Source organism: Enterobacter chuandaensis (genome assembly GCF_003594915.1).
Taxonomy (GTDB): domain Bacteria; phylum Pseudomonadota; class Gammaproteobacteria; order Enterobacterales; family Enterobacteriaceae; genus Enterobacter; species Enterobacter chuandaensis.
This window is the reverse complement of the sequence record NZ_QZCS01000009.1, coordinates 37739-59215: the sequence shown is the minus strand read 5'-3', so window position 1 is coordinate 59215 and position 21477 is coordinate 37739. Positions and strand designations below refer to the sequence as shown.

At 57.8% G+C, this 21477-nt stretch carries 21 protein-coding genes; 14 read left to right on the top strand and 7 right to left on the bottom strand.

Translation table 11 applies throughout. The features are described 5' to 3' along the window. Window positions 1-203: 203 nt before the first annotated feature. Genes nudF through parE form a run of 5 tightly spaced genes read left to right on the top strand, consistent with a single transcriptional unit; the run spans window position 204 to window position 4612 of the window. Window positions 204-836, top strand: coding sequence for an ADP-ribose diphosphatase (gene nudF, locus D5066_RS14855; RefSeq protein WP_119916400.1), 633 nt, complete (start codon window positions 204-206; stop codon window positions 834-836). Further along, window positions 833-1255 (top strand): DUF1249 family protein, encoded by a 423-nt coding sequence (locus D5066_RS14850; RefSeq protein ID WP_003862516.1) that lies wholly within the window; start codon window positions 833-835, stop codon window positions 1253-1255. Before nudF ends, D5066_RS14850 begins: the two co-directional genes overlap by 4 nt. A gap of 27 nt (window positions 1256-1282) precedes the next feature. Next, entirely contained in the window at window positions 1283-2110 is an 828-nt protein-coding gene (gene cpdA, locus D5066_RS14845; RefSeq protein WP_080328223.1) for a 3',5'-cyclic-AMP phosphodiesterase, read from the top strand. Then, window positions 2110-2691, top strand: coding sequence for an esterase YqiA (gene yqiA, locus D5066_RS14840; RefSeq protein ID WP_080328222.1), 582 nt, complete (start codon window positions 2110-2112; stop codon window positions 2689-2691). The genes cpdA and yqiA overlap by 1 nt, the downstream gene beginning before the upstream one ends. Window positions 2692-2719: 28 nt before the next feature. After that, window positions 2720-4612: a DNA topoisomerase IV subunit B gene (gene parE, locus D5066_RS14835; RefSeq protein WP_080328221.1), complete on the top strand. Its 1893-nt coding sequence runs from the start codon at window positions 2720-2722 to the stop codon at window positions 4610-4612. Window positions 4613-4689: 77 nt separating this feature from the next. Here parE and D5066_RS14830 read toward each other — a convergent pair whose 3' ends face one another. Then, complete coding sequence (locus D5066_RS14830; protein WP_119916399.1) at window positions 4690-6828, bottom strand: TonB-dependent siderophore receptor; 2139 nt, start codon at window positions 6826-6828, stop codon at window positions 4690-4692. 384 nt (window positions 6829-7212) lie between these two features. Here D5066_RS14830 and D5066_RS14825 point away from each other — a divergent pair, with 384 nt between their 5' ends. Genes D5066_RS14825 through D5066_RS14805 form a run of 5 tightly spaced genes read left to right on the top strand, consistent with a single transcriptional unit; the run spans window position 7213 to window position 11874 of the window. Next, window positions 7213-8025 (top strand): ABC transporter ATP-binding protein, encoded by an 813-nt coding sequence (locus tag D5066_RS14825; protein ID WP_119916398.1) that lies wholly within the window; start codon window positions 7213-7215, stop codon window positions 8023-8025. Then, complete coding sequence (locus D5066_RS14820; RefSeq protein ID WP_119916397.1) at window positions 8022-9005, top strand: FecCD family ABC transporter permease; 984 nt, start codon at window positions 8022-8024, stop codon at window positions 9003-9005. Before D5066_RS14825 ends, D5066_RS14820 begins: the two co-directional genes overlap by 4 nt. Beyond that, complete coding sequence (locus tag D5066_RS14815; protein WP_119916396.1) at window positions 9002-10042, top strand: FecCD family ABC transporter permease; 1041 nt, start codon at window positions 9002-9004, stop codon at window positions 10040-10042. Before D5066_RS14820 ends, D5066_RS14815 begins: the two co-directional genes overlap by 4 nt. Before the next feature lie 9 nt (window positions 10043-10051). Continuing rightward, window positions 10052-11002: an iron-siderophore ABC transporter substrate-binding protein gene (locus D5066_RS14810; protein ID WP_119916395.1), complete on the top strand. Its 951-nt coding sequence runs from the start codon at window positions 10052-10054 to the stop codon at window positions 11000-11002. Next, window positions 10999-11874, top strand: a complete 876-nt coding sequence (locus D5066_RS14805; protein ID WP_119916394.1) for a MurR/RpiR family transcriptional regulator — start codon at window positions 10999-11001, stop codon at window positions 11872-11874. Before D5066_RS14810 ends, D5066_RS14805 begins: the two co-directional genes overlap by 4 nt. A 41-nt stretch (window positions 11875-11915) precedes the next feature. On the opposite strand, the gene D5066_RS14800 is transcribed toward D5066_RS14805, so the two are convergent. Next, window positions 11916-12755, bottom strand: a complete 840-nt coding sequence (locus D5066_RS14800) for a helix-turn-helix transcriptional regulator (RefSeq protein WP_119916393.1) — start codon at window positions 12753-12755, stop codon at window positions 11916-11918. A 166-nt stretch (window positions 12756-12921) separates the two neighbouring features. Between D5066_RS14800 and D5066_RS14795 the strand changes: the two genes are divergently transcribed. Genes D5066_RS14795 through D5066_RS14785 form a run of 3 tightly spaced genes read left to right on the top strand, consistent with a single transcriptional unit; the run spans window position 12922 to window position 17239 of the window. Next, on the top strand, window positions 12922-14736 hold the full coding sequence (locus D5066_RS14795; protein ID WP_119916392.1) for a DUF2264 domain-containing protein: 1815 nt from the start codon (window positions 12922-12924) through the stop codon (window positions 14734-14736). Window positions 14737-14768: 32 nt separating this feature from the next. After that, window positions 14769-16034 carry an oligosaccharide MFS transporter gene (locus tag D5066_RS14790; protein ID WP_080328212.1) on the top strand — a complete coding sequence of 422 codons (1266 nt, stop codon included), beginning with the start codon at window positions 14769-14771 and terminating at the stop codon, window positions 16032-16034. A gap of 17 nt (window positions 16035-16051) precedes the next feature. Continuing rightward, entirely contained in the window at window positions 16052-17239 is a 1188-nt protein-coding gene (locus D5066_RS14785; protein ID WP_119916391.1) for a glycoside hydrolase family 88 protein, read from the top strand. Between the two features lie 33 nt (window positions 17240-17272). Here D5066_RS14785 and lysM read toward each other — a convergent pair whose 3' ends face one another. From lysM to qseB, 5 genes are all read right to left on the bottom strand, one after another. Continuing rightward, entirely contained in the window at window positions 17273-17713 is a 441-nt protein-coding gene (gene lysM / locus D5066_RS14780) for a peptidoglycan-binding protein LysM (RefSeq protein ID WP_003862507.1), read from the bottom strand. 85 nt (window positions 17714-17798) lie between these two features. Continuing rightward, window positions 17799-18113, bottom strand: a complete 315-nt coding sequence (locus D5066_RS14775; protein ID WP_008502984.1) for a putative quinol monooxygenase — start codon at window positions 18111-18113, stop codon at window positions 17799-17801. A gap of 31 nt (window positions 18114-18144) precedes the next feature. Further along, window positions 18145-18726, bottom strand: coding sequence for an NAD(P)H-dependent oxidoreductase (locus D5066_RS14770; RefSeq protein WP_080328210.1), 582 nt, complete (start codon window positions 18724-18726; stop codon window positions 18145-18147). 105 nt (window positions 18727-18831) lie between these two features. Continuing rightward, on the bottom strand, window positions 18832-20169 hold the full coding sequence (gene qseC / locus D5066_RS14765; RefSeq protein ID WP_119916390.1) for a quorum sensing histidine kinase QseC: 1338 nt from the start codon (window positions 20167-20169) through the stop codon (window positions 18832-18834). After that, window positions 20166-20825 carry a quorum sensing response regulator transcription factor QseB gene (gene qseB / locus D5066_RS14760; RefSeq protein WP_080328208.1) on the bottom strand — a complete coding sequence of 220 codons (660 nt, stop codon included), beginning with the start codon at window positions 20823-20825 and terminating at the stop codon, window positions 20166-20168. The genes qseC and qseB overlap by 4 nt, the downstream gene beginning before the upstream one ends. Window positions 20826-20964: 139 nt before the next feature. Between qseB and D5066_RS14755 the strand changes: the two genes are divergently transcribed. Then, entirely contained in the window at window positions 20965-21366 is a 402-nt protein-coding gene (locus tag D5066_RS14755) for a YgiW/YdeI family stress tolerance OB fold protein (protein WP_119916389.1), read from the top strand. Window positions 21367-21477 lie beyond the last annotated feature (111 nt).

Sequence of the window (21477 nt, the reverse complement as noted above, 5' to 3'; positions counted from 1 at the left end):
TGCATTCCTTGTTGTGAAGCAGTATTAGCGCTGATCTAATTAAAAAATAATTGCCGATTCTAACAGAATCATCCACACCAAAAGGTTGGCGTTACGTGCCATCTGGCGGTAATTTGCACCAATCTACCATATAGCCTTACAAACGGCAGCCAAACAGCCTTGAAATTCACAATTTCATCACCATTGCTACCAGGACTCGACTCATGCAAAAACCAGAAAAGTTGCCCGTGACATTCGCCAAAAACGATGTAGAAATTATTGCACGAGAAACGCTTTATAGCGGTTTTTTTTCAATGGATCTTTACCGTTTCAGGCATCGCCTGTTTAACGGTGAAATGAGCGGCGAAATCCGACGTGAAATATTTGAGCGCGGGCATGCGGCTGTCTTGCTACCCTTTGACCCAGTGCGCGATGAAGTGGTACTGGTGGAGCAGATCCGTATCGCCGCGTATGACACCAGCGAAAGCCCGTGGTTACTGGAGATGGTGGCCGGGATGATTGAAGAGGGCGAGTCGGTCGAAGACGTCGCCCGTCGCGAGGCACTGGAAGAGGCCGGGCTGATGGTGGGCCGCACAAAGCCGGTGTTGAGTTATCTGGCAAGCCCCGGTGGCACCAGCGAGCGTTTGTCCATAATGGTGGGCGAAGTGGACGCCACGACGGCGGAAGGGATTCATGGTCTGGCTGATGAAAACGAAGATATTCGGGTTCATGTGGTGAGCCGGGAACAGGCTTATCAGTGGGTAGAAGAGGGGAAAATCGACAACGCAGCGTCTGTCATCGCCCTGCAATGGCTACAGCTGCATTATCAGACATTACGACACGAGTGGAAAAAATGAAGCGCTATACGCCTGACTTCCCAGAAATGATGCGCCTGTGCGAAACCAATTTCGCACAGTTGCGCCGCCTGCTGCCGAGAAACGACGCACCCGGCGAAACGGTAAGCTATCAGGTGAGCAACGCGCAGTATCGGTTAACGATAACAGAATCAACGCGCTACACTACGCTGGTGGAAATAGAACAAACTGCGCCCAGCATTAGTTACTGGAGCCTGCCGTCAATGACGGTGCGCCTTTATCATGACGCAATGGTCGCTGAAGTGTGTTCAAGTCAGCAGATCTTTCGCTTCAAGGCGCGGTATGATTACCCGAATAAAAAGTTGCATCAACGCGACGAAAAGCATCAAATTAACCAGTTTTTAGCCGACTGGCTAAGATATTGTTTAGCACATGGAGCAATGGCGATTCCGGTTTGTTAGCGTCATAAACCTACCTAAGGACACCATTTGGAAAGCCTGTTGAACCTGACTGTTGCTGGTGGGGCGCCAGTCAGGATATTACAAATCACCGATACCCACCTTTTTGCCGAAAAGCATGAGACTTTGCTGGGGGTCAATACCTGGGAGAGTTATCAGGCGGTACTGAGCGCCATTCACGCTGAAAATCGCGCCTGCGATCTGATTGTCGCAACGGGCGATCTGGCGCAGGACCAGTCCTCCGCGGCCTACCAGCATTTTGCTGAAGGCATCGCGAGCTTTAGCGTGCCTTGCGTCTGGCTGCCCGGAAACCACGATTTCCAGCCAGCAATGTACAGCTCCCTTCAGGATGCGGGGATTTCTCCGGCAAAATGCGTATTTGCAGGTGAACAGTGGCAGATCCTGCTGCTGGACAGCCAGGTATTTGGCGTCCCGCACGGTGAGTTAAGCGAGTTTCAGCTCGACTGGCTGGAGACCAAACTGGCTGCCGAACCTGAACGTCATACGCTGCTGTTGCTCCATCATCATCCGCTGCCGGCGGGCTGCAGCTGGCTCGATCAGCACAGCCTGCGTAACTCAGCGGCGCTGGATAGCGTGCTGGCCAAATACCCGCGGGTGAAAAATCTGCTGTGCGGACACATTCATCAGGAACAGGATCTCGACTGGAACGGACGCCGCATGCTGGCGACGCCGTCAACCTGCGTGCAGTTTAAACCGCACTGCGCCAACTTTACGCTGGATACTATCGCGCCAGGCTGGCGCTGGCTGGAACTGCATGCCGATGGCACGCTGACTACGGAAGTCTGCCGTCTGGCAGGCGCAGAGTTCCGCCCGGATACCGCTTCAGAAGGCTACTGATGTCTACGCTCCTTTATCTGCACGGATTCAACAGCTCGCCGCGCTCCGCAAAAGCGACGCAGTTTCGCCAGTGGCTGAGCGTGCAACATCCCCACGTTGAGATGATTATCCCGCAGCTGCCGCCTTATCCGGCGGAGGCGGCGGAAATGCTCGAATCGATCGTGCTCGAACACGGCGGTGAATCCTTCGGCGTGGTCGGCTCATCGCTGGGTGGATACTACGCCACCTGGCTCTCGCAATGCTTTATGCTGCCCGCCGTTGTGGTTAATCCGGCGGTACGGCCATTTGAGCTGCTGAGGGACTTTCTTGGCGAAAACGAGAACCCCTACACCGGGCAGCAATATGTGCTAGAGTCACGCCATATTTACGATCTCAAAGTTATGCAGGTCGACCCGCTTGAAGCGCCGGATCTCATCTGGCTGTTGCAGCAGACGGGTGATGAAGTGCTGGATTACCGCCAGGCAGTGGCGTATTACGCCTCCTGCCGCCAGACTATAGAAGAGGGCGGAAACCATGCTTTCACGGGCTTTGAGGATCATTTCACCCAGATTGTCGATTTTCTTGGACTGCACAGCCACTGACAATCAATGCGAATTGCTAGTTTAAATCATGACGCAAACCTATAACGCTGATGCCATTGAGGTACTCACCGGGCTTGAGCCGGTTCGCCGCCGCCCGGGGATGTACACCGATACGACGCGCCCAAACCATCTGGGCCAGGAAGTTATTGATAACAGTGTGGACGAAGCGCTGGCGGGCCATGCCAAACGCGTTGACGTCATCCTGCACGCCGATCAGTCGCTGGAGGTCATCGACGACGGTCGCGGCATGCCGGTGGATATCCACCCGGAAGAGGGCGTGCCTGCCGTTGAGTTGATCCTCTGTCGTCTGCACGCGGGCGGTAAGTTCTCCAACAAGAACTATCAGTTCTCCGGTGGTCTGCACGGCGTGGGGATTTCCGTAGTGAACGCCCTGTCCAAACGCGTGGAAGTGAACGTCCGCCGCGACGGCCAGGTTTACAACATCGCGTTTGAAAACGGCGAGAAGGTGCAGGATCTGCAGGTCGTCGGCACGTGCGGTAAACGCAACACCGGCACCAGCGTCCACTTCTGGCCTGACGAAAGCTTCTTCGACAGCCCACGCTTTTCGGTTTCTCGCCTGACGCACCTGCTGAAAGCCAAAGCGGTACTGTGCCCGGGCGTGGAAATCACCTTTAAAGACCACGTTAATAATACCGAACAAACCTGGTGCTACGCCGATGGCCTGAACGACTACCTGTGCGAAGCGGTAAACGGCCTGCCGACGCTGCCGGAAAAACCGTTCGTCGGTAACTTTAGCGGCGATACCGAAGCCGTGGACTGGGCGCTGCTGTGGCTGCCGGAAGGCGGCGAGCTGCTCACTGAAAGCTACGTTAACCTGATCCCGACCATGCTCGGCGGTACGCACGTCAACGGCCTGCGTCAGGGGCTGCTGGACGCGATGCGCGAGTTCTGCGAATACCGCAACATTCTGCCGCGCGGCGTGAAGCTTTCGGCGGAAGATATCTGGGACCGCTGCGCCTACGTGCTCTCCGTGAAGATGCAGGACCCGCAGTTTGCCGGGCAGACCAAAGAGCGTCTGTCATCGCGCCAGTGCGCGGCGTTCGTCTCCGGCGTGGTGAAAGATGCGTTTACCCTGTGGCTGAACCAGAACGTCCAGGCGGCAGAGATGCTGGCCGAAATGGCCATCTCCAGCGCCCAGCGTCGTCTGCGCGCCGCGAAGAAAGTGGTGCGTAAAAAGCTGACCAGCGGCCCTGCGCTGCCGGGCAAGCTGGCGGACTGTACCGCGCAGGATCTCAACCGTACCGAGCTGTTCCTCGTGGAAGGGGATTCGGCGGGCGGGTCGGCCAAGCAGGCGCGCGATCGTGAATATCAGGCGATCATGCCGCTCAAGGGTAAGATCCTGAACACCTGGGAAGTCTCTTCAGACGAAGTGCTGGCCTCGCAGGAAGTGCATGATATCTCGGTGGCGATCGGTATCGATCCTGACAGCGAAGATCTGAGCCAGCTGCGCTACGGCAAGATCTGTATTCTTGCGGATGCGGACTCCGATGGTCTGCACATCGCTACGCTGCTCTGTGCGCTGTTTGTGAAGCACTTCCGCACGCTGGTGAAAAACGGTCACGTCCACGTGGCACTGCCGCCGCTCTACCGTATCGACCTTGGCAAAGAGGTTTACTACGCGCTGACGGAAGAGGAGAAAGCGGGCGTGCTGGAGCAGCTTAAGCGTAAGAAGGGCAAACCGAACGTGCAGCGCTTTAAAGGGCTGGGCGAGATGAACCCGATGCAGCTTCGCGAAACGACGCTGGATCCGAACACGCGCCGTCTGGTGCAGCTGACGATCAGCGACGAGGACGAACAGCAAACCAACGCCGTGATGGATATGCTCCTTGCCAAGAAACGTTCGGAAGACCGACGTAACTGGCTGCAGGAGAAAGGCGATATGGCGGATATTGAGGCCTGATGTCCCCCTCACCCTAACCCTCTCCCCAAAGGGGAGAGGGGATTGCACGGAGCCGTCTTTTCACCCTCGCACTAAAATCAAAACTCCATCTTCACCGTAAACTGCACTTCACGCGGGTCGCCAATCTGGTTGCCCAGGTTGTTGGTCGCAATCGACGACGTGTAGTAGGTCTTATCAAACAGGTTCTTCACGTTCACCTGCAGCGTCACCGGATACTGCAGCTTCATCTTATACGCCGCAAAGGCATCCGCCACGAAATAGCCCGGCAGATAGTAATCCGCGCCGTTGGTCGCCGAGCGGCGGCTCACGCCGTGCCCGCCGCCGCCGAGCGTCAGGGTATTCCCGGCAAACGCATTGTGGATATCGTAGGTGAGGAACAGGGATCCGGTATGGCGCGGCACGTTCGGCAGCGGTTTGCCCGCGTAGTCCGGGTCTTCCAGCACTTTCGCGTCGGTGTAGCCGTAGCTGGCGATAATGTTGGTGTTCTCCGTCAGCGACCCGGCGAGATCCACCTCCACGCCCTGAGAGCGCACGCGGCCCGCGGTTTTGGCGATGGTCTCGCCCCCGATGCTTTCGTTATAAAGCACGTTGCGCTTGTGGATATCAAACAGCGCGATGTTGGCGGTAATGCCGTCGAACAGGTCAAACTTTGCGCCCACTTCGTAGGCGTTTGAGGTTTCCGGCGGCAGATCGCCAATGTAACTCGCAATGGACGACTGCGGCATAAACGTCTGCGAATAGTTGGCAAACAGCGAGACTGCAGGCGTCAGTTTGTAAACCAGCCCCAGCTTCGGCGTCCACTGATCGTCGCGGCTGTCGGTATTGACGTTAAACGGGCGGCCTTTGCCCGCGTACTGGGTGTAATACTGGTAGCGCAGCCCGGCGACGGCGATCCATTTATCCGTCAGATACAGGGCATCCTGGGCGTAGGCCGAGTAGCTCTCCTGCTTGAGCGTCTGGTCGCTGTCAGCGGCGGAGACGGTTGTACACTCGTCGAGTTTGCCGTAAACCGGATTATAGATATTGAAGCCTTTAACGTTCTTACAGCGCATCATGTCCGTGCGCAGCAGATCGTAATTTTCATACGACACGCCGGTCAGGATCTCATTGTAAAAGCCCGCGATATCCACGTTGCCCTGCAGATCCGCACGGGTGCTGTGCATGCGCTGGGTGGAACCCTGGGTCGCATCCACGCGGCGGGTCAGGGTGCCGGTTTTTGAATCGTAGGCCATGACGCGGGCCTGATTGTCGCTGTATTTATCCTGGCTGTAGCTATAGTCGAACTTCGCGGTCCACTGGCTGTTGAGGCGGTATTCCGCGTTGAGCTGAGCGAGATCGGACTGCCCGTCGGTCACGTTAAACGGCTCGTCGAAGCGGGTTTTGCGATCGACGTCGACGGCTTTTTTGGTGTTGAGATCGAAGATCGTTCCGCGATCGAACGGCGTTTTATAGTCGCGATGTGAATAGAGCACGGTCACGGTGGCATCGTCGCCGAACCACGTCAGCGACGGGGCGATAAAGGTGCTGCGTTCATTGCCGAAGTTGCGCCAGTAATCCTCGTCCTGATATTCACCCGTCAGGCGATACGCCAGGCGTGTGCCGTCAATCGGACCGGTAACATCAACCTGTCCGGTGCCGCCGCCAAAGCTGGAAGAGGTGGCAGAAATCGAGCCGCCGAAGGTTTTCTCCGGGCGCTTCGTGACGACGTTAATCAGGCCGCCCGGATCGAGAATGCCATACAGCGTGGAGGCCGGGCCTTTCAGCACCTCCACGCGTTCGGTTGCGGCGTTAAAGCTGCGCGGCAGCACGGTGCGCAGGCCGTTGGTCATGACCGAGCCGTCGCGGTTTGCGCCGAATCCGCGGCGCACAAAGGCATCCTGCGTGCCGCCCAGGGTGTTGGTCTGCACCACGTTGCTGACGTTATAGAGCGCTTCATCCAGCGTGGTAGCGTGCTGATCCTCCAGCACCTTATCGCTGACGGTATTCACCACCTGCGGAATATCCAGCATCGGCATGTTGGTCAGCGTGGCGGTGGAGGTGTTCAGCGGCTGGTAACCGCTGGTGGCCTCCGCTGCAGCATTTGGATCGGCGGTGACGGTAAGCGTTTCGCCGTCTTTAGCCGTGGTGTCTGCTGCCTGCACCAGCGGTGCCATAAACAGCAGTGAAAAGAGCGCGCGCCCTTTTACTCCAGAGAGTGAAGGTGTGAACGTAGCCATTACATCTGTTATCCCGAAATATCCGTGAAGCACCTTCACGGAAGAACATGTGAGTCATTGCCCTTGATGGTCTGCTCGTTAGCCAGAGACGGCATCGAACATGTAATTGAGAATCATTCAATCATGCGTCAATGTAGTAGTAAATGAAAAAAGTTAAAAAACGGCTACATGGATAAAACGCAGCGGAAAAGTGAAAATATTAATAATTATCTTTTTGATAAATAAGTGTTTATTTTCTTTTTGCTTAGCGTAGTAGCGCTCCGTTGCCCCTGGTTTTTTTAGGGTGTTTCTTCTCTTGACTACTACATGGCGCGGCCTCAAACTCTCAAAAGAGAATGATTTTTATTTATATTTATTGCTGTTTTTTATTACGTTGGCGTTCACGTGGCTCACAACACGACAAAACCGGGGCTGGTTCTGGAGAATCTTTCTGCCGGTTATCAGAAAAAAATCATCGTTGAGGGTATCTCCCTTGCGATCCCCCAGCAGAAAATCACCGTTCTGGTGGGCGCGAACGGCTGCGGAAAATCCACGCTGCTGAGTACCATCGCGCGTTTGCTCCAGCCGCTTGGCGGCGCGGCCGTTCTCGACGGTAAGGCGATCCACGCGCAGCCGACCAAAACCGTCGCCCGCCAGTTGGGCATCCTGCCGCAGTCTCCGCTGCTGCCGGAAGGGTTAACCGTCTTTGAGCTGGTCTCACGCGGGCGTTTTCCCTGGCAGAACTTTATGCGCCAGTGGAGCGACGAAGACGAGCGGGCGGTGGAAGAGGCGCTGCGCCTGACCGGCACGGCTGAGTTTGCCCATATGCCCGTCGAAAGCCTCTCCGGCGGCCAGCGTCAGCGCTGCTGGATCGCCATGGCGCTGGCGCAGCAAACGCCCTATATCCTGCTGGATGAACCCACCACGTTCCTCGATCTCCGCTATCAGGTGGAGATCCTCGAACTGCTGCATACGCTGACGCGCGAGCATGGGCGTACCGTGGTGGTGGTGCTGCACGACCTGAACTTCGCCGTGAACTACGGCGATTCGCTGGTCTTTTTACGCCAGGGAAAAGTCGAGGGCGTACTGCATGAGGGAGATGTCTGCACGCCGGAGCTGATTAAAGCGGTGTTTGATGTCGACGTGCATATGTCCATCAATCCGCTGACCGGTAAACCGTTCTTTATGCCGTTTCGCCAGGTCACAAAACAGCCATGATGCGCACCTCTCTGGCTTTCCTGATGTTCGCCCTGCTGCTGGCAACGGGCGCGATTGCCCATCTTGGGATCGGCGCACGCTTTATCGCCCCGCAAACGGTGGTGGAGGCCTTCTTTAACTTCGATCCGCGCAATTTCGACCATAACATCATCATCAAACTCAGGCTGCTGCGCCTCTGCGCCGCGATGGTGACAGGCGCCGCGCTCGGCGTGGCGGGCGTGCTGCTGCAATCCGTGATCCGCAACCCGCTCGGCGAACCGCATATTCTGGGGCTTAACGCCGGGGCAGCGCTCGCGGTGGTGCTGACAAGCGCGCTGGGGATGACGCTGCCGTTTGGCCGCCCGCTGATTGCCGCAACCGGTGCCGCGGCGCTGTTTCTGCTGGTGCTCACGTTCTCCTCTTCTGGTCGCACCGGGCTGACGCCGATGAAAGTCACTCTGTGCGGCGTGGCGATGTCGGCGTTTGCCTCGTCGATTACCGCCACGGTGCTCATTCTTGATGAACAGACGCTGCTCGCCATGCGCACCTGGCTGGCGGGGGATTTGGCCGGGCTTAGCGGCGAAACGATTACCGCTGCCCTGTGGGTGGCTGGTGTGGGGTTTGCGCTGGCGCTCTGGTTGTCGCCGTCGCTCAACATGCTGGCGCTGGGCGACAGGATGGCGCAGGGGCTTGGCGTATCGCTGTTGAAAACCCGGCTGCTCGCCCTGCTTGCCATTGCGCTGCTCTGTGGTGCGGCAGTCTCCATTGCCGGGCCGATCGGCTTTATCGGGCTCGTGGTGCCTCAGCTTATTCGCCGTCTGGTGTCGGTCGATCTGCGCGTGATGGTGCCGCTGTCCGCCCTGTGCGGGGCGCTGGTTCTGCTGCTGGCGGATATCGCTGCCCGCACGCTGTTTTCGCCCTGGGAGCTGGCAACCGGCATCATGACCGCGCTGGTTGGCGCCCCGGTCTTTATCTTCATGGCCTCGAGGATGTTCAAATGAACCGCGCCGGGCTGCGTGCGCTACGCGTTGGCGCCTTCTCGGCGCTGGTCCGCCCAAAGGCGCTTGTATGTCTGGTCATCCTGACGCTGGTCGCCTGCCTGCTGACGGGGTTTGGCCTGACGCACGGTTCTTTGCCCATCCCCACCTCCGCCATCGGGCGCGCGCTGTTTTATCCAGAAAGCCTGACGGCGGAGACGCGCTACATCGTGATGGATATCCGCCTGCCGCGCCTGCTGATGGCGGCGCTGTGCGGTGGGATGCTCGGCATGGCGGGGGCGGCGATGCAGTCCATTACCCGCAATGGCCTGGCTGACCCCGGCCTTATCGGCGTGAAAGAGGGCTGCAGCGCGGCGGTACTGCTGCTGATATTTCAGTTTCCGGCGCTGAGCATGGCCTGGCGGCCATTGGTCGGCATGGGCGGCGGGCTGCTTACCGCGCTGCTTGTGATGGCCCTGGCGCGCGATATCTCACGTCCGCGATTCATCCTGATCGGCATCGGCGTGTCGTGGGTCTTTGCTGCCGCAATGGGCGTCTTTATGACCACAGCGGACGTGCGCGACGTGCAGACCGCGATGCTGTGGCTGGCGGGCAGCCTGCATGCGGCAAACTGGACGCTGGTCTGCATTGCCGCTGTCTGGGCGCTTCCGGCGTTTGCACTGCTGCTGTTTACCGCCCGCGCTGCGGACGTGGCGTTACTCGGCAATCACGCCGCAGCAGGCCTTGGCGTGCGCACAAACCGGCTGGCGCTTATAAGGGTTCTCGCCCCGGTAGTGCTGACGGCGGCCTGCGTCTCCTGCGTGGGCAGTATTGGTTTCGTCGGGCTGATTGCGCCACATATGGCGCGCCTGCTGCTGCGCGGTGGGCAAACCGCGCTCCTGACGGGAAGCGCCGCGCTGGGGGCGCTGCTTGTGCTGCTGGCGGATAACGTCGGGCGGCTGGCTTTCCTCCCGCTGCAGCTGCCGGCGGGAATTGTGATTTCGCTGATTGGCGGACCGTTTTTCCTGCTGCTGCTCTGGCAGCGTCGGGACAGATTTTAGGGGATTAACATGCGCATACTGTTTTCGATGCTGTTGCTGGTGGGGTTCGCGGTGAGCGCGGCGGAGCCAACGCAGACGTTTACTGACGATCTGAACCGTAAGGTGGTGGTACCGGTGCATCCAAAACGGATCGTCTCGTTACACGATCTGGATATCACCATTCCACTGATTGAGCTTGGCGTACCGCCGGTGGCGAGCCATGGCCGCACCCGGCCGGACGGCAGCCATTTTCTGCGCTCCAGCGGCATGTTAACGGGCGTCGACTTCGATAATTCTGACATCAAATTTATCGGCACTGCGGATATCGACATTGAAGCCATCGCCGCCGCAAAACCAGACCTGATCGTTACCGAGCCAACCCGCAATACCCCGGTGGAGCAACTGGAGAAAATTGCCCCGACGGTGAGTATCGATCATCTCGACGGCGGCGCGCCGGAGATCTACCGTAAGCTGGCGCAGCTGACGGGAACGCAGGCGCGGCTCAGGGTTCTGGAGCGGCGCTACCAGGAGCAAATTAAGGCACTGAAAGCGACTATTGATACCCGCAAGGTAACCGTGTCGGTGATTCAGGCCAATCAGGGGAAAATTAACGCCATGCACAGCTACCACTCGCTGGGCCGCGTGCTGCGTGATGCCGGGTTCACCTTCCCGCCGCTTATTGAGTCCATCCCGGAAGGGGGGCGGATTGACGTCAGCGCCGAGCGCCTGCCGGAGCTGGATGCCGATTTCGTTTTTGCTACCTGGCGCGGGGATACGGGCGGCAAGCCGCAGGATGAGCTGGCAGCAATGGATGCGGTGATGCCGGGCTGGTGTCAGTTCCTGAATGCCTGCCGGACCGGGCACTACGTGCTGATCTCGCGTGAAGAGGCCATCTCGAACTCGTTCGCCTCGTTAGGGCTGATGGCCGCGCAGGTTCAGTCGCAGATTGCCGGACGTCCACTGCCGGAGGCGTCACGGTGAGCCGTAAAGTCGATGTCTTTGGCGATCGCCTTCGCTCGCGCTCGCACCAGCTCACGCCGCGCCTGCTGCAGGTGGCACGCTATATCAATGAAAACCGTGAAGTGGTGATGGAGCAGACGGCAATGGAGATCGCGACGCTGCTGAAGACGTCGGATGCCACCGTCGTTCGCGCCATCCAGGCGCTGGGTTTCGCCGGGCTGCGCGATCTCAAGCAGACGCTGGAGCAGTGGTTTGGTCCGGTCGTGACCTCCAGCGAAAAGATCTCCACCACGGTGAATACGCTGACCAGCGACGTCAATGCGAGCATTGATTTCGTGCTGGAGGGGCACCAGCACACCTGTGAAGTGTTGTCCGCTCCCCACAACCGCTTTGCGATGGCGCAGGCGGTCTCCCTGCTGGCGCAGGCGAGGCAGGTTGCCATATTTGGGATTGGCGCGTCCGGCATTCTGGCCGACTACACCGCCAGGTTGTTCAGCCGGATGGGGCTACCCGCCACGCCGCTTAACCGTACCGGAATAGGGCTGGCCGAGCAGCTGATCGGGCTCCAGCGCGGAGATGTGCTGATCATGATGGCGCAAAAATCCGCGCATCGGGAAGGACAAACCACACTGCGCGAAGCGAAACGGCTGGGGATCCCCACCATTTTGCTGACCAATGCCACCGACTCGCGATTCAGCAAAGAAGCCAGCGTGGTGATCCACGTTCCGCGCGGCGGCGAGAAGGGCAAAATCCCGCTTCACGGCACGGTGCTGCTGTGCCTGGAGATGATTGTTTTGTCCGTTGCCTCCACCGAGCCGCAGCGCACCATCAAGTCGATGAAGCGCATCAACGAGCTTCACCGGGGGTTAAAGCCGGGCAAGAAAAGCAGTTGATTGTCTCCCTCTCGTTTGAAGGAGAAGGGCGGGTGAGGGTGTCATACCGCACGATGGTTCTTCCGGTACTGCAGCGGCGTCTCGCCAATCCCCTTCTTAAACGCGCTGATAAACCAGGTGACGTCAGAAAATCCCACCCGCGCGGCAATCTCCCGCACGCTCGCGTCGCTGTGCAGCAGGCATTCACACGCCTTGCGCAGGCGGAGCGTGTTCAGGTAGTGGTGGATCTTCTCCCCTGTCTCCGCATGGAATTTCCGCGACACATAGCTGCGTGATTTCCCCAGCTCCGCCGCCAGCGCGTCGAGGTGGAATTTCTCCTGATAATGCTCATCCAGCCAGAACATCACCTGGTTGGCGATCCCCTGGCTGCTGCCCGGTGCGCCGGAACGATCGTCAGGTAACATAGCGAACAGGCCGATCAGCAGCCCGGCGATGTTTTCGCTGGTCATCGGCGGCGGATAACAGCTGAACAGATGATCGACATGGCTATGACAGTGCGCCAGGTCCGCTACCCACGCCTCTGAGCCGCGACGAGACAGTTTTTCCAGCCGCTGATGAGTATGGGGGAAATCACGCAACGCCTTCAGCACCGCGTGGTGGTCGAGATGAATAATCGTGCGCCGGTAAATCGCTTCCGCCTGTTCGTCCACTCTCACTTTATGCAGGGTGAAGGGCGGAAAGAAAAACAGGCGTCCGGGGCGCATAGTGTAGTGACGATTATCGACAATCGCGACGCCAAATCCTTCTTCTATATAGAGAATTTCCAGACACTGATGCCAGTGGTGGTAACGCACCGTGTTGGCAAAGAGGCGGCTGAACGACGCCACGGTGTCGTTTAAGGTAATCAACTCAAGATGATCGGATGTGGGCGCGTCGTGCATAGTGCAATAAAACTCAACTTTTTCCCGTCATACGAGATTTATAAACCACCTTTTTAAATTTTATCAACCGCAGGTTTATTGAACATTCTCACCTGTGACATGGCTAACATTTCTCCACCTTACGCATTCACTATGCTTGGCCGCAGTTGATGACGAGGGTGGAACTATGTGTGCGACAAACGACGAAAAATCAAATCCGTTGTCTTCACGCCAGGATGTTGTGGTGTCTCTGAATACCTTACTTGGCGCGCTGGATACGCAGTTTCCGGTAAATCATTCGCGGTTCTCGCTGGGTGATACCTGCGCGCACTACGCGACGGATATTGCGCAGATGGAGGGGCTCTCCCGCGCGCTGTGGGGGCTGTTTCCGCTGTTGGCTTCGGGCGATGCTTCGCCGTTTAGCGAGAAGTACATGGAGGCCATCAGGATCGGCACCGATCCGCAAAGCCCGGGCTACTGGGGTGAAACCGGCCCGTACGATCAGCGTCTGGTCGAGATGGCGTCCTATGGTCTGGGGCTCTCCCTGATGGGGAATAGACTCACCGATTGTTTGAGCGAGCGCGAAGTGCTGAATCTGCACGCGTGGCTCAATCAGATTGCCGACGCGCAGATGCCCGACAGCAACTGGAACTACTTCGCTATCATTGTCCAGCTGGGCTTCAAACGCGCCGGGCTGCCGTACGACCAGGCCGCCATTGACCAGCGGTTTGCGCTGATGGGGGCCTATTATCTGGGCGACGGCTGGTATTCCGACGGTCCTGGACGCCCGAAAGATTATTACATCTCCATGGCGTTCCACTTCTACGGCCTGATTTACGCCACTTTGAGCGGGGACGAGGCGAGGGCGGAGGTGCTGCGCGAGCGCTCGCGCCTGTTTGCGGAGGACTTTATCTACTGGTCCGCCGCGGACGGCGCGTCAGTACCGTTTGGCCGCAGCCTGACCTACCGCTTTGCGATGGTCGCCTTCTGGAGTGCGGTCGCCTTCTCTGAACTTGACGTGTTCACGCCGGGTATTGTGAAGGGAATTATCCTGCGCCATCTCCGCTGGTGGCAGCAGCGACCGATTACCGACCGGGACGGCATTCTGACCCTCGGTTTTGCTTATCCGAACCTCGCCATGTGTGAGGACTATAACTCTCCCGGCTCGCCCTACTGGGCGCTGAAAAGCTACCTGATCCTGGCGCTGCCGGAGGCGCATCCGTTCTGGCAGGCAGAAGAACAGCCGCTGCCCGCGCTGGCGGAGAAGCGCGTCATCCCGCACGCGCAGCAAATCCTGATGCATTCGACGAACTCTCAGCATGTCACCATGCTCACCGCCGGTCAGCTGGAGCTGAACAACTACGTCAACACTGAAGCGAAATACACCAAATTTGCCTACTCCTGCCGCTTTGGCTTCACCATTGAGCGCGGGCGCTTTGGCCTGAAGCATGCGGCCTGTGATTCCATGCTGCTGCTGGCGGACGGGGATAACTATTTCCGCGGCCGTCGCGAGTGCGAAGCGGTGCGGGTGGATGATAACGCTATCTATTCACGCTGGTCGCCGTGGCACGATGTGCATATCGAGACCTGGCAAATTCCCTTCGGCGAGTGGCATTTGCGCCTGCACCGCATTAACAGCGCGCGCACGCTGCAAACGGCCGAGGGTGGTTTCGCCGTGATGAAAACCGGGCACCAAATCCGCGCGCGCGGCAGCTATCTGGCGGCAGAGAACGGCAGCAGCGCGATTATCGATCTGTCGCCCTTCATTGAACGCACCCCGGACAGCATCGTCACGCCGCCGAACAGCAGCATCATGTTCCCGGAGTGCGCCTCCATTCCGCTGTTAACAACCGATCTCCATCCGGGAGAGAGCTGGCTCTGTTGCGCCGTCATTGCCAGCGAAAAACAGAGCGTTGCGACCGCGCCGCATCTGGATATTACCCATAACCAGGTCGCGATCCGCGAACCTGGAGGCGAACGTCTGCTGTCGTTCACGTTATAAAAATTCTGACCCTACACGTCGGCGAGGATGCTATGAAAAAGACATCTACAACGAACAGAAGTGAATATTACAAAATCAGCAGCTTTATTTTTCTCTATTTTTTTACCTGGTCTGCCAGTATTGGCCTGCTGGCGATCTGGCTTGGTCAAAAAGCGAATCTCAGCGGTTCGGTAATAGGCACCGTCTTCGCGGTTAACGGTATTTTTTCCGTTATTCTCAAACCCATCTACGGCTATATTCTCGATAAAATCGGCATGAGCAAATACCTGCTCTATTTTGTTGTGATCATGTCAGCCCTGATGGCACCGTTTTTTATTTATGTCTATCAGCCGCTGTTAATGTCCAATACCCTGCTGGGGATTATTATCGGCGCACTCTATTTAAGCTTTGCCTGGTATGCGGGCGTCGCGGCGTGTGAATCCTATTCCGACCGCTTCAGCCGCTTAAACGGCATGGAGTTCGGGCAAATTCGTATGTGGGGCTCGCTCGGCTGGGCGGTGGCGTCGTCCTTCTCTGGCCTGCTGTTTAACCTCTCTCCGGCCTATAACTTTATTCTGGGTAGCGCGGCGTCGGTGGTGATGCTGGTTGTCCTGCTGAGCCTGAAAGTGAACACTAACTCCGCATATGCGGGCGAGGTGCTGACGAAAGAGAAAATCGCACCGGCAGACGTGTATGCCCTGCTGCGTAACCGTAAATTCTGGGCCTTCTGCCTGTACGTGGCGGGGGTGGCATGGATGATGTTTATCGCCGAGCAGCAGTTCTCGCGCTATTTCGTCACCTTCTTTAACGATATTCACGAGGGTAACGCGGTGTTTGGCTATCTCGGCACCGTGCAGTCGGGCATGGAATTCGTCATGTATATGATTGTCCCGCTGTTCGTGAATATTATTGGCGCTAAACGCGGGCTGTTGATTGTCGGGCTGGTGGTCGGGGCACGGCTGATTATTTCCGGGATGTGCGATTCGCACCTGTTAATTTCCATTCTCAAGCCGCTGTACGGTCTGGAAATTTGTCTGCTGCTGGTGTCGGTATTTAAATATATCGCGGAGCATTTCGACAAGCGCGTGAATGCCACCATGTATTTACTCGGTTATCAGGCGATGCTCTATGTCGGCAACGTGGTGGTTTCCTCACCTGCCGGATATATGTATGACCGCATTGGCTTTGAGCAGACCTATATCATTATGGGCGCGACGGCGCTGACCTTTACCCTTATTTCTGCCTTTACGTTATCTGCCTGCCAGAGCAAATGGCGCGGCCCCCGCCCGCTGAACGTAGCAGAACCTTCATCACGCTGACCACAAGGAACCGAAATATGTTAAGTCGTATCAGTGAGGAACGCCTGTCTGCCATTCCTGTTCCCGTAGACTCGCGCCTGTTTAGCGATGAACTGACCTCTGCGCGCAGCCACGTCCTCGAGCTGATTAGCCGTCATTTAACGGCGTTCGGAGAGCAGTTCCCGGCGGAAACCTGCCGGAACGGTTTTTACCCGCTGACGGACAACGTGGAGTGGACCACCAGCTTCTGGACCGGCCAGCTGTGGCTGGCGTGGGAGATGAGCGGTGAGGAGAAATTCCGCGCGATGGCGGAAAAGCACGTGCGCTCGTTCGGCCTGCGTATTGCCGGGCGCAGCGACACCAATACCCACGATCTGGGCTTCCTGTACACGCTCTCCTGCGTGGCAGCCTGGCGACTCACCGGCAGCCGCGAGGCGCGCGGCTTCTCCCTGCTGGCGGCGGAAGCCCTGCTGGAGCGCTTCCATGAGAAGGCGAAGATCATTCAGGCGTGGGGCGATCTTTCAGACCCGGAGCAGGCCGGGCGGATGATCATCGACTGCAACATGAACCTGCCGCTGCTCTACTGGGCAACTGAGCAGACGGGGGATCCGCGCTTTGCTGACGCCGCAAAAGCGCACGTCATGCAGGCGGCGAGGTATCTCATCCGCGACGATGCCTCGACGTTCCACACCTATTACATGGATGTGCAAACCGGCGCGCCGCGCTACGGCAACACCCAGCAGGGGTATGCCGACGACTCCTGCTGGTCGCGCGGGCAGGCGTGGGGCATCTACGGCTTCCTGCTGAGCTATATCTATACCGGCGACGAGACGATGATTGCCCTGTCTAAGCGGCTGGCGAACTACTTCCTCAACCGCCTCCCGGAAGATTACGTCTGCCACTGGGATCTGGCGCTGGTGGGCACCGACGCACTGCGCGATTCGTCGTCAGCGGCAATCGCGGTGTGCGGGCTGCTGGAGCTGGTGAAGCATCTGCCGGTGACGGATCCGGACCGGGAGCGGTATCTGGAGTGGGCCAAAGGCATTATGTCGTCACTGACGAAGCACTACCTGATGGGCAAAGAGGAGAAGGGCGACGGGCTGCTGAAGCACTCGGTCTATCACCTGGCGAGCCACAAAGGCGTGGATGAGTGCGCAAGCTGGGGAGATTACTTCTACGTGGAGGCGCTGGTGCGCTTTACGCAGAGCTGGAAACTGTACTGGTAAAAACGGTCGGGGGGGCGTCCCCCGACTCGCGGATCACGCTTTTGGAATACGCAGCGTCTGGCCGGGGTAGATTTTATCCGGGCTGGAGAGCATCGGGCGGTTAGCCTCAAAAATCTTGTTGTACTGATTGGCATCGCCGTACACGGTTTTGGAGATAGCGCTCAGGGTGTCGCCAGATTTCACCGTGTAGTAAGTGGCTTCATCTTTGGCATCGGTGGCGGTGATGTTGTTTTCCACCTCGCTGACGCCCGCGATGTTGCCGACGGCGACCTGGATTTTTTCTTTCTGCTCCTGGGTCAGCCCGTCGCCCGTCACGCTGGCTTTTCCATCGGTAACGTTAACCTGAACTTTGTCTGAACCGGGAATGTTGAGTTTCTTGAGGTGCTCGGTGATTTTGTCGCTCTGACCTTTGTGGTCGGTCAGGTTATCCCATAGCTTTTCGCCTGCTTCTTTTACGAAGTTAAAAAGACCCATTCCATCCTCCTGTTAATCATGAAGTCAGAATAAGCATAGCAGGTCAGAGAGATTTCCCTCCCCGGAAGGAGAGGGAAGGCAGGTTTTAAACCCCTTGCTCCAGAATACGGATATGGGTCTCCAGCACGTCACCCTTCACCGCGTCGCTCCACGCTTTCATGTGTGCGGTCTGCAGGTGGGCTTCAAGGTGCGCGACGGTTTCCCACTGCTCAACCATGATAATGGAGTCTGGCGCAGTGGCCTGGAAGCTTGCGTCGGTAGCGGCGTCCACCATCGGCGCGTAGCCGTGGCAGCCTTCTTCTTTCAGTACGGTTGGGATGATTTTCGCGAACTGATCCAGCACCGCCTGGCGGTGATGTTGACCTGGACGAGTACGGATTTCTGCGATTACTGTAAGCATGGTTACTACTCCTTTAATTCCAGGCTACCAGTTAAGCAAAAATTTTCGCGAGATGCTTGCGATATTCTGCGATATAGCTCGGGACGTCAGGCATTTTAATCACGTCGTTGACGATAAAGGTCGGCAGCGGATCCATCCCCAGGAACTGGTTCGCCTTGTGGAACGGCAGATACGCGCCGTCTACGCCCACGCCTTCGAAGAACTGATCTTTTTCGGTGAACGCTTCCATTGGGGCGTTCCAGGTCAGGGAAAGCATATATTTTTTGCCCTGAATCAGGCCGCCGGAACCGTATTTTTTAGAGGCATCTGAGCGGGTGCGTCCGTCGCTGGCATACAGCGAACCGTGACCTTCGGTGAAGACGTCGTCCATATACTTTTTCACGGTCCACGGCGCGCCCATCCACCAGCCCGGCATCTGCCAAATCACCACGTCGGCCCACAGGAAGTTCTGCACTTCGGCCTTCACGTCATAATTGCTGTCCGCGCGCACGACCTTAACATCATGCCCGGCGTCGCGCAGGAAACCGTCCGCGACCTCGGTCAGGGTGTCATTCAGCTGGCCTTTAGAGTGCGCAAATTCTTTCGCGCCGTTGATAATCAGGATGTTGCTCATTTTTTGTCCTCGATGCTGAGAGTATGCCGGGTATTCTACGCGCGAGGACGGAGCGGAAAAATAAGCAAAATGTGCAAAGTCTTTTGCGCTCAGCGCAATAATCCCTTACCAGCTAACCTTCACTTCAAAGCCGCCTTCTGTCGCATTGTCCAGCGAGACGCGCATCCCGTGTAACGCCGCGATGCGCTTCACGATAGATAGCCCCAGCCCGCTGCCCGTGGCGTCCTGACCCGGTGGACGATAAAAGCGCTCGCCGAGACGCGCCAGCGCATCGGGCGAAATACCCGGCCCGTTGTCGCGCACGGTAAAGCTCCGGGTGTTCAGCGTCACGTCTACCACGCTGCCGCGCGGGCTGTAACGGGTGGCGTTATCCAGCAGATTACGCACCAGCAGGCTCAGAAGCAGCTGCTGACCCGTGCGGGTCACCTCCGGCGCGTTGATGTGCAGGCGAATATCGATCCCTGCCTGCTGCGCCGGAGGGTAGATATCCATTACCGCGGACTGCAGCAGGTCGGTCATCGCTATTTGTTCTATGCCGTCCAGGCTATCCAGCGAGTCCAGGCGAGACAGGGTGAGGAGCTGATCCACCAGCCGGGAGGCGCGGTCGATACCCGCGTGCAGCTGCGTCAGCGCTTTTTCCTGCGCCTGCGGATCGTCCTGAGAGAGCTGCGCCACGTCGGTTTGCACCTTCAGCGCCGCCAGCGGGCTGCGCAGCTCGTGGGCGGCGTCAGAGGTGAAGCGACGCTCGCGGATCATCATCTCCTGGGTACGGGCAAAAAGATGGTTCAGCGAGTCGAGCAGGGGGCGCACTTCTGCGGGCACGCCCTGAGTGGGCAGGGCATCGGTGGCGTCCGGCGAGCGGGAGCGCAGGGTCTGGGCCAGCTTTTTCAGGGGCCTCAGCTCGCGGCTCAGCAGGACGATCAGCAACAGCAGCATCACCGGAAGTGCCACCAGCCACGGCGTCAGCTGCGAGCTGACCACATCCAGCGCCATATCCTGCCGGTACTCCCACTCCTGGCCGACAACGACGCGGTATTTTCCGTCCGGAGAGGTTAGCCACAGGAAACGCCATTCGTCGTTGTCATCCTGAAGCCGTCCGTCATCAAAGCCATCACGACGATAGTGATACGGGATATCGCGCCCGTTTTCGCCGTCGTTAAGGATCATCGTGCCATCTGAAGCGTAAATAGCGAAGGCCAGCGCGTCGTCGTCCAGATGCCCGTGTTTGGCCTTTTTCGGCACCTCGCGCATGCGTTCCGGCGCGCGGATTTCGTCCAGATCCATCGTCAGCAGCCGTTTGGCAAACAGCATCTGCTGCGTATCGAACAGCTTATCGAGCTTGTGGGTGGTCTGCTGCCACGCCACCAGGCTGGCGGCAAACCAGGCCGTCAGAGACAGCGCTAAAAAGAGAAGCGTCAGGCGCAGCTTCAGGCTCAGTTTCATGCGTCACCCAGGGTGTAGCCGATGCCGTGCACGGTGCGGATAAACTCGCTCCCGAGCTTGCGGCGTAAATGATGAACGTGGACTTCGACGGCATTGCTGGAAACGTCATCGTCCCAGGTATACAGCTTTTCCTCGATCAGCTTGCGCGGCAGCACCCGGCCCGCGTTACGCATTAACAGCTCCAGCAGAGCGAACTCTTTCGGTTTAAGCGTCAGCGTTTCGCCCTCCAGCGTGGCGACGAGGCTGGCCGGGTCGAGTGTCACCTTGCCATGACGCAACTCGCTGCGGGTCTGGCCGTGGCTGCGGCGCACCAGCGCTTCCAGACGGGCGGCCACTTCTATTAGCGCGAACGGCTTGCAGAGATAATCGTCCGCACCGAGGCGCAGCCCTTCAACGCGCTGGTTCAGCGCATCCCGCGCGGTCAGGATCAGCACCGGTTCGCTGCGCCCGCTTTCGCGCCAGGCGCGCAGGATCTCCAGACCGTCAATTTCCGGTAGGGTCAGGTCAAGCACCACGGCATCATAGGGCGCAGAGGTGAGTGCGGCCTGCCCGGTTTTCCCGTCGGTAAACCAGTCCACGCTAAAGCCCAGTTTGCCTAAGCCTGCTTTGATGCCATCGCCGATTAACCTGTCGTCTTCTACCAGTAAAATGCGCATATTCCCTCCTTGATGCCGTCAGTAAACCCTCTGTAAGCGCCTGCTGTACAGTAAAAATAAATAAATTTTCCCCTTAAGAAGTTGTTAAGGTTTACCCTGTTTAATGGATTGTGAAACGACATTAAAGGGAGAGATAAAGATGAAAAAATTCGCTGCAATTGCTGCCATCATGATGATGACCACCGCGCCGGTCTTTGCTGCTCAGGGCGGTTTTACTGGCCCATCAGCCACACAGACCCAGACGCAAACCCAGCAGGGCGGTTTTGTCGATAACAACGCCAACCTCACCACTGCGGCAAAAGTGAAAGACCTGAAGGACGATGCCTGGGTGAAGCTGCGCGGGAATATTACCGAGCGCCTGTCCGATGACCGCTACACCTTCCGCGATGAGTCCGGCATGGTGGTGGTTGAGATTGACCACAAGCGCTGGAACGGCGTGACCGTCACCCCGCAGGATAAAGTCGAACTGCAGGGTAAAGTCGACAAAGACTGGAACGAGTTTGAAATCGACGTGAAGCAGGTTATTAAGCTAAACAAATAACCCGAAAAGGGCCGCATACGCGGCCCTTTTTCTTTGTGACTCAATTCGTCAGATGAGGTAGTATCTGCGGCAATATTGCCTGAAACCCTTCGGTTTCTGAGTTGAGGAATC

Excerpts from the sequence above, each read along its gene's own strand:
- nudF (WP_119916400.1), top strand. The coding sequence starts at position 204 with ATGCAAAAACCAGAAAAGTTGCCCGTGACATTCGCCAAAAACGATGTA.
- D5066_RS14850 (WP_003862516.1), top strand. The coding sequence starts at position 833 with ATGAAGCGCTATACGCCTGACTTCCCAGAAATGATGCGCCTGTGCGAA.
- yqiA (WP_080328222.1), top strand. The coding sequence starts at position 2,110 with ATGTCTACGCTCCTTTATCTGCACGGATTCAACAGCTCGCCGCGCTCC.
- parE (WP_080328221.1), top strand. The coding sequence starts at position 2,720 with ATGACGCAAACCTATAACGCTGATGCCATTGAGGTACTCACCGGGCTT.
- D5066_RS14830 (WP_119916399.1), bottom strand. The coding sequence starts at position 6,828 with ATGGCTACGTTCACACCTTCACTCTCTGGAGTAAAAGGGCGCGCGCTC.
- D5066_RS14820 (WP_119916397.1), top strand. The coding sequence starts at position 8,022 with ATGATGCGCACCTCTCTGGCTTTCCTGATGTTCGCCCTGCTGCTGGCA.
- D5066_RS14815 (WP_119916396.1), top strand. The coding sequence starts at position 9,002 with ATGAACCGCGCCGGGCTGCGTGCGCTACGCGTTGGCGCCTTCTCGGCG.
- D5066_RS14810 (WP_119916395.1), top strand. The coding sequence starts at position 10,052 with ATGCGCATACTGTTTTCGATGCTGTTGCTGGTGGGGTTCGCGGTGAGC.
- D5066_RS14800 (WP_119916393.1), bottom strand. The coding sequence starts at position 12,755 with ATGCACGACGCGCCCACATCCGATCATCTTGAGTTGATTACCTTAAAC.
- D5066_RS14795 (WP_119916392.1), top strand. The coding sequence starts at position 12,922 with ATGTGTGCGACAAACGACGAAAAATCAAATCCGTTGTCTTCACGCCAG.
- D5066_RS14790 (WP_080328212.1), top strand. The coding sequence starts at position 14,769 with ATGAAAAAGACATCTACAACGAACAGAAGTGAATATTACAAAATCAGC.
- D5066_RS14785 (WP_119916391.1), top strand. The coding sequence starts at position 16,052 with ATGTTAAGTCGTATCAGTGAGGAACGCCTGTCTGCCATTCCTGTTCCC.
- lysM (WP_003862507.1), bottom strand. The coding sequence starts at position 17,713 with ATGGGTCTTTTTAACTTCGTAAAAGAAGCAGGCGAAAAGCTATGGGAT.
- D5066_RS14775 (WP_008502984.1), bottom strand. The coding sequence starts at position 18,113 with ATGCTTACAGTAATCGCAGAAATCCGTACTCGTCCAGGTCAACATCAC.
- D5066_RS14770 (WP_080328210.1), bottom strand. The coding sequence starts at position 18,726 with ATGAGCAACATCCTGATTATCAACGGCGCGAAAGAATTTGCGCACTCT.
- qseC (WP_119916390.1), bottom strand. The coding sequence starts at position 20,169 with ATGAAACTGAGCCTGAAGCTGCGCCTGACGCTTCTCTTTTTAGCGCTG.
- qseB (WP_080328208.1), bottom strand. The coding sequence starts at position 20,825 with ATGCGCATTTTACTGGTAGAAGACGACAGGTTAATCGGCGATGGCATC.
- D5066_RS14755 (WP_119916389.1), top strand. The coding sequence starts at position 20,965 with ATGAAAAAATTCGCTGCAATTGCTGCCATCATGATGATGACCACCGCG.